Raw genomic sequence first — 1,117 nt, forward strand, 5'->3', positions numbered from 1 at the left:
CAGGTGGACCGCCGTACCCAGGGAGACAGGAAACCCGCCGAGCTCGGCTACACGTTGTCGGTCACGGGTGGGGCGAGCCGTGCCCGGCTCAGCTGGTCCGCGCTGTACACGCGGGTGGACAACCTCGACTACCGCACCCCAGCGAACGAGGAGCAGTACACCATACGGGGCGTCGGTCTGGCCCGAAGCCACGACGACTACGATCAGCTCACGCTCCGCGCGGCCACGTCCCCGGCGCCGCGGACCATGCTCACCGGCGAGCTGACCTATCTGAGGCAGGGCGAGGGCAGCATTGCGAAACGCTTCCCGCCCATCAACCTCTTGGCCGATTCGCTGAGATTCCTCACCGGCACCGTAGAACGGACGTTGCGGCTTGCGGTTCAGGGCACGTGGACGCCGGTCTACGGCGTCAACCTCAGCGCCGACCTGGGGCGGCATTTCATCGGCAACGCGGGCCACGTCTCCGGCCGGAGCGACGGACGCGGGGTCTGGCGCGTGCGCGCCGAGATCCGCCGGCGGTTGACCGGCGCGTTCCGCTGGTGACGGCTGGACGTAGTGCTCTTCAGAATGCGCGAAGGCGCGTCCGGTTGGGAGCCTGTACCGGAGGCGGCGCAACGCCGCCGACGTCACCCGAACAGTTTCGACCCGCCACGCCGAGCGCCGTCGGCGTCGCCATGATCCCCGTCAACGTAGTGTCGGTAGTAGTATCCACCGTAGCGACCGTAGATACCGCCGGTTGGCATCAGGTTGAGCACGATGCCGAGGAGCGGCGCGCCCCCGCGCCGCAGATTCTCGACCACGCGCTGCAAGGCGAAACGACTCGTGCGGTTCGCCTCCGCTACCAGCAGGACCCCGTCGGCCATCTCGCTGACGAGCATGGGGTCCGCGACGGCAAGGACCGGTGGCGTGTCCACCACAATGCACTCGTAGCGCGTCGCAAGCTGTTCGATCAGGGTGCGAAAGGCCTTGCTGCCGATCAGGTCTGCGGGATTCGTGACCCGCGTGCCGCAGGGCAATACGCTGAGCTTGTCCACTCCACTGGCGACGATCGCACCCTCGGGGGGAACCTCACCTACCAGGACATCCGAAAGTCCACGTGCACGCTCGATGTCGAATG

General features: G+C 67.3%; 2 protein-coding genes. One reads left to right on the top strand and one right to left on the bottom strand.

Annotated features, from left to right (window positions below):
• The coding region (locus tag Q8Q85_04345; protein ID MDP3773475.1) for a hypothetical protein at positions 1-543 on the top strand (543 nt) is incomplete at its 5' end.
• An 83-nt stretch (positions 544-626) separates the two neighbouring features.
• Here Q8Q85_04345 and Q8Q85_04350 read toward each other — a convergent pair.
• A partial coding sequence (locus Q8Q85_04350) for a CpsD/CapB family tyrosine-protein kinase (GenBank protein MDP3773476.1) occupies positions 627-1,117 on the bottom strand: 491 nt, incomplete at its 5' end.

This window comes from Gemmatimonadales bacterium (genome assembly GCA_030697825.1).
In the GTDB taxonomy this organism is placed as follows: Bacteria; Gemmatimonadota; Gemmatimonadetes; order Gemmatimonadales; family JACORV01; genus JACORV01.